This window comes from Brunnivagina elsteri CCALA 953 (genome assembly GCF_002289455.1).
Lineage (GTDB): Bacteria > Cyanobacteriota > Cyanobacteriia > Cyanobacteriales > Nostocaceae > Brunnivagina > Brunnivagina elsteri.
This window is the reverse complement of the sequence record NZ_NTFS01000453.1, coordinates 1-4,960: the sequence shown is the minus strand read 5'-3', so window position 1 is coordinate 4,960 and position 4,960 is coordinate 1. Positions and strand designations below refer to the sequence as shown.

The 4,960-nt window shown below is 39.9% G+C and carries 4 protein-coding genes; 1 reads left to right on the top strand and 3 read right to left on the bottom strand.

Features of this window, described 5'->3' with window-relative positions; genetic code table 11:
- Window positions 1-65: 65 nt before the first annotated feature.
- The 3 genes from CK510_RS26235 to CK510_RS34325 form a co-directional block, all read right to left on the bottom strand.
- Window positions 66-1,319 (bottom strand): competence/damage-inducible protein A, encoded by a 1,254-nt coding sequence (locus CK510_RS26235; protein WP_095724466.1) that lies wholly within the window; start codon window positions 1,317-1,319, stop codon window positions 66-68.
- Between the two features lie 51 nt (window positions 1,320-1,370).
- The gene (locus CK510_RS26230) at window positions 1,371-2,420 is read right to left on the bottom strand and encodes a glycosyltransferase family 4 protein (RefSeq protein ID WP_095724465.1); all 1,050 of its coding nucleotides are present in this window, start codon (window positions 2,418-2,420) and stop codon (window positions 1,371-1,373) included.
- A 1,042-nt stretch (window positions 2,421-3,462) separates the two neighbouring features.
- The gene (locus tag CK510_RS34325) at window positions 3,463-3,621 is read right to left on the bottom strand and encodes a hypothetical protein (RefSeq protein ID WP_342746003.1); all 159 of its coding nucleotides are present in this window, start codon (window positions 3,619-3,621) and stop codon (window positions 3,463-3,465) included.
- Between the two features lie 120 nt (window positions 3,622-3,741).
- On the opposite strand from CK510_RS34325, the gene CK510_RS26220 reads away from it, so the two are divergent.
- Window positions 3,742-4,584 (top strand): glycosyltransferase, encoded by an 843-nt coding sequence (locus CK510_RS26220; protein WP_095724464.1) that lies wholly within the window; start codon window positions 3,742-3,744, stop codon window positions 4,582-4,584.
- Window positions 4,585-4,960 lie beyond the last annotated feature (376 nt).

Below are 4,960 nucleotides of genomic sequence, written 5' to 3'. Positions count from 1 at the left end.
CTTTAGTATATTCCCAATGCCCAATACTTCGGCAAGCTCAGTACAAGTACCCATTGCCCATTGCCCTATTTCCTTTTGATCAACCTTCGTCGCAATATATCTAACGCAGTACATGCACTCAAATGACGAATCAAACTACGTCCTCGTGCAACCCCGAATTGATGTTCAAAGCTTTCGACTTCGCCATTTGCTGCTGCTAACCCTATATAAACCAAACCAACAGGCTTTGTCTCGCTGCCTCCAGTTGGTCCAGCAACACCTGTTATACTAATTCCCCAAGTAGTTCCTAACCGAGTTTTTACACCTACTGCCATTTGTTCAGCAACTACAGCACTAACAGCACCGTATTTTTCTAAATCTTCGGGATTGACACCTAATATTCTTGCCTTAACCGAATTGTCATAAGAAATTACACCACCCCAAAAGTAATCCGAACTTCCGGAATTTTCCGTTAACATTTGCCCTAAATATCCACCCGTACAAGATTCAGCCACCGATACGGTTTCCCCAGACAAACGCAACAAGTCACCAACCACTGATGCCAGAGTGTCATTATCAGCACCATAATAATCCAAACCAGCGATATCTTTAATTTGCTGCTCAACAGGTATAATTAATTGCTCCGCAGCAGATTCAGATACAGCTTTGGCAGCAACCCGCAATTTAACTTCCCCTTTACTCGCATATGGTGCAACAGTCGGATTAGGTAAATTTAAATAGGGACTAACCCTTTCCGCTAAAGCAGATTCCCCAACACCCCAAAACTTCAACATGCGACTGTGGATAATATTTTCACCCCAACCTTGACTTTTAAGGTAAGGAACGGCTGTTTCTTGCCACATCCGATGCATTTCCGATGGAACACCAGGAAACGTGAGAATAATTAAATTTGGTTTGGGTTGCCAAATAATCCCAGGTGCAGTTCCAGAAATATTCGGTAAAATATCAGCCCCTTGGGGAATTAAAGCTTGCTTGCTGTTACTGGGTGTCATTACCCGATTGCGAACAGCGAACTTTTGAGTAATATCTTCAATAATATCAGCACGTTCGATTAGGGGAGAATTAAAATAATGTGCGATCGCTTCACAAGTCAAATCATCGGGAGTTGGTCCCAATCCACCTGTAAATATGAGTATTTGCGCCCTATAACTGGCAATTTCAATCGCTTTTTGCAATCGCTCCAAATTATCCCCCACAACCGTTTGATAATAATGGGGGATACCTAACTTTGCTAATTCTTTCGCAATATACTGCGCGTTGCCATTGAGAATATCACCCAGCAACAACTCAGTTCCGACACAAATAATTTCAGCACTCATAGAATTTAGATTTTGGGCGATTGGTAACGGGCATTGGATAATACCCAATACCTATTCCCTAATTTTCGCACGTCGCCAAACTTTCCAACTGGTGTAACTCAGCAAAGAAGTGGCTGCACAAGCGTATATTACACCGCTCGGAATTCCTGCGATCGCCATTGCCAAACTACCAACCCATAAGGTGAGGGAGTAAATAAACAAAACAGCCCAACGATGGGATAATCCCACACTCAATAAACGGTGATGTAAATGGCGTTTATCGGCTTGGAATGGGGATTTTCCCTGACGCAAACGCAGCAAAATCACGGCTGACATATCGAAAATGGGAACCGCTAAAATCACATATGGTAGTAAAACCGCCGTAAAAGCGGGAATTTTCACCAAACCCACAATACTCACAGCCGCAAGGGTGAATCCCATAAAATAGGAACCACCATCACCCATAAATATTTGTGCAGGATTGAAATTATAACGGAGGAAACCCAAAGACGCACCCGCCAAAGCTGCCGCAATTAAAGCTGCTGCTGGTTGCTTCATAAACAAAGCCACAACCAACATCACCACAGCCGCAATTCCCGACACCCCAGCAGCTAATCCATCTAACCCATCAATCCAATTAATCGCATTCACCATCCCCACCAACCAAATTACCGTGATGGGTAAACTCAACCATTCCAAATGAACAATACCCATCGTGGGAATCGTCACAAAATCTATACTTACCCCCGCTTTCCAGGCTCCTGCGGCGACAATCACTTGCATGACGAGGCGAATAAATGGAGACAGGCTTAATAAATCATCGGCTAATCCGATGAGAAAAAAGCCCGAACCCCCCAAAATTACGCCCCAGATTTGCCATTCCTTCTCCGGTGGTAAATTCGCAAATCCTCCCAACCACCACACAGTAATTAGTGCCATCATCGTCCCTATGAAGATAGAAACTCCCCCCAGACGTACCATTGGGTGTTGATGAACTTTGCGATCGCCCGGTTTATCTACTTGTCCGCTTTTAATTCCGATGTTTCTGACATCTGGCGTAGTCCAAAGCACTACCACCGCCGCAATCAGGAAGGCAATCAGATGATATATCTGAACAGGCATGAGTATATTTAACTTCTTCTAGTTTTTACAATGTACTTTTTGTAACGTTACTAATTAAGTATTATTCAGGATGCGCTCTGGTCTTTCTATATTTACTGCGCTTTCAACGCAAATCAGTATAAGCTTTTTTATTTCTTGAATTTTTATTCGGAATCTCAATTTCTGTTATGGGTGAACAATAATTGCGACTCAGTGAGGTGACACCGAATCATAAATTATCCCAAATTGTAGAAGCGAGATTCCCCTATCCTTACAACCTCAGTTAAATAATATATTTGTTGCGACTGCTTGGAAAGTCAAGCTGAATACGCTCGTTTGAGTTTATATAAGTAAAGAGAGTAATTTAACTCAATTATGATTTAAATTACTAAAGCTTGATATGTTAAGAATGTCAGGAAGTCTTGACAAATAGAAAATGGGTGTACGGATTGACGGTACTTTCAGGATGCGATATTCTTAATACTCACGGGAGGCGTATAACTTTGATTTTTGAGCATCTGAAAGCATTATTCTTGCGTTGGTTTTTTGGTTGTAAATAAGCCTAAGATTATTTTTGTAATCTAAACATCGATTTGAGATTTTGTTACGGTTGTCAAAAAAATATATTTGTGTATTGAATGCAATATTTATATTTGCAGCGATATGAGAAATCTAAATTTGCTTTGAAACCCAACATTTTATAGCTTGTTTGAAGTGTCTCTGAATTGTTGAGTTTAAATATTTTTGTGATTTAAAGAATCTTTATTTTCCCAACGTCATATGTTGGGTGGAGGTGCATGAGAAATATTTGTAGCGAATTGATAAATCTATATTTGCACCGCAACCCAACATTTTATAAATTGCTTGAAGCGTCTTTTATGTTGTTGAGTTTAGATATTTTTGTGATTTAAATAATTTCTGTTTTCTTCATATCATGTATTGGGTTACGCAAAGCCTTCACAAAACTTGATTCCAGAATTGCGGTTGCCAATCCCAATAGCGCGAATTGTGATTCCTCTATTTAAAAGCTGTTCTTTTTCTTTTTGCAGCCACCAAGCATATTCTAGATTATCAAAACCCCCCAGTTGTATACTAAAAACTGTGAAGTATTCAAGCAAGCATCTAAAACAGGTTTAACCTCTCCATCACTAACACGCGATCGCTCAGTTTGCTGCAAAATCGAGTAAATATCTGGAGAATTGGAACCTGTTTGGGTATTCATAGCTGTGGAGAGGCGATTTTAATTCAACTTCAATTCAAACAATTGCATAAAATCTGGTCTTGACTTTTTCAACTTTGTTGAGAAGATACTATAGAACACTTATTTACAAAGCTTCTCTATATGACCGATCGAGGAGTTGTCTATTGTGCGATGGGGTACACTGTATATTTGGAAGCAGCTCTAACTAGTGCCCTGATTTTACGTCGATTGGAGCCAAAAATACCCATTACCCTGATATCCAATCATCCATCATTAAAATATCTAGCTTTGAGTGAGTACAAAATTACTCCGAGATTTGTAGAACCTACTGAGTGGATGGAGCATAACTCATTTTCATCTCGTCACATAAAAACAAGTTTACCAATTTTTAGTCCATACAACGAAACACTCTTTCTAGATGCAGATATTCTTCCTCTAAAACCTATTTCTCACCTTTGGGAATATCTCGATAGTGGGGATATGTGTATGGCAGCAGATAGACTATCAACTTTGGGAACATGTAATCACGTTTCACAAGCAGAAAAGAGTTACACCTTAGAATTTATCCCAGAAAACATAACTCACTTCAATAGTGGAGTGATTCTGTGGAGAAACAACATCCAAACTCGATTATTATTTGAATTGTGGCATCAGGAGTGGTTAAAATTCCAACAGCAAGATCAACTAGCTTTGATTAGAGCCATTAATCGCACTCAATTTCCCATCAAAATACTTCCCTGTACCTATAATATTTCCCCCATCGATGCTGTATCGAGAGTGCAAAATCAATCTGTTAAATTGCTCTCTCAAACACATAATATGTGCCAACTCCAAGCTGCATCTATGCTAAGTCAGGAAAATGATATTTACTTACTGCATTGCTGGGGTGGAATTCTAGTTTCGGGAAAATTTCAGCAAATTGCTCAAAAATTTTATCCAGATATTATTGAGCAATTAGTTACAACTCAGCTTTTTGCATCCTGACGGGGAGACAAGCACGCTGCAACTTAATCAGTATAAAGGTCGAACCAAAATTATGGAAAAAAAGATAGGTCAGTTATTGTCAATAAGACCGATGCTATTGAAAATGTGACCATGATTGATTGTACCAAAAACACTTAGAAAATCAACTTTTACTTCCAGAACTCTTGTTTTTAAATCTCTTAAGAGAACTCCACATAAAGAAATGCTCTTTGGTCATTCTGTAGCTTGCTACTTACAGAAGCCGCTTGCGCGTCTACCCGCAGGGTGGAACGTACGCGTTGCCGCAGGCTAGAATCTCGTACAGATGCTGAGTCCCAAGGGGACACGCTACGCGAACGTTCCTCAGCATGACAACACAGGATCATTTATTTTGTGG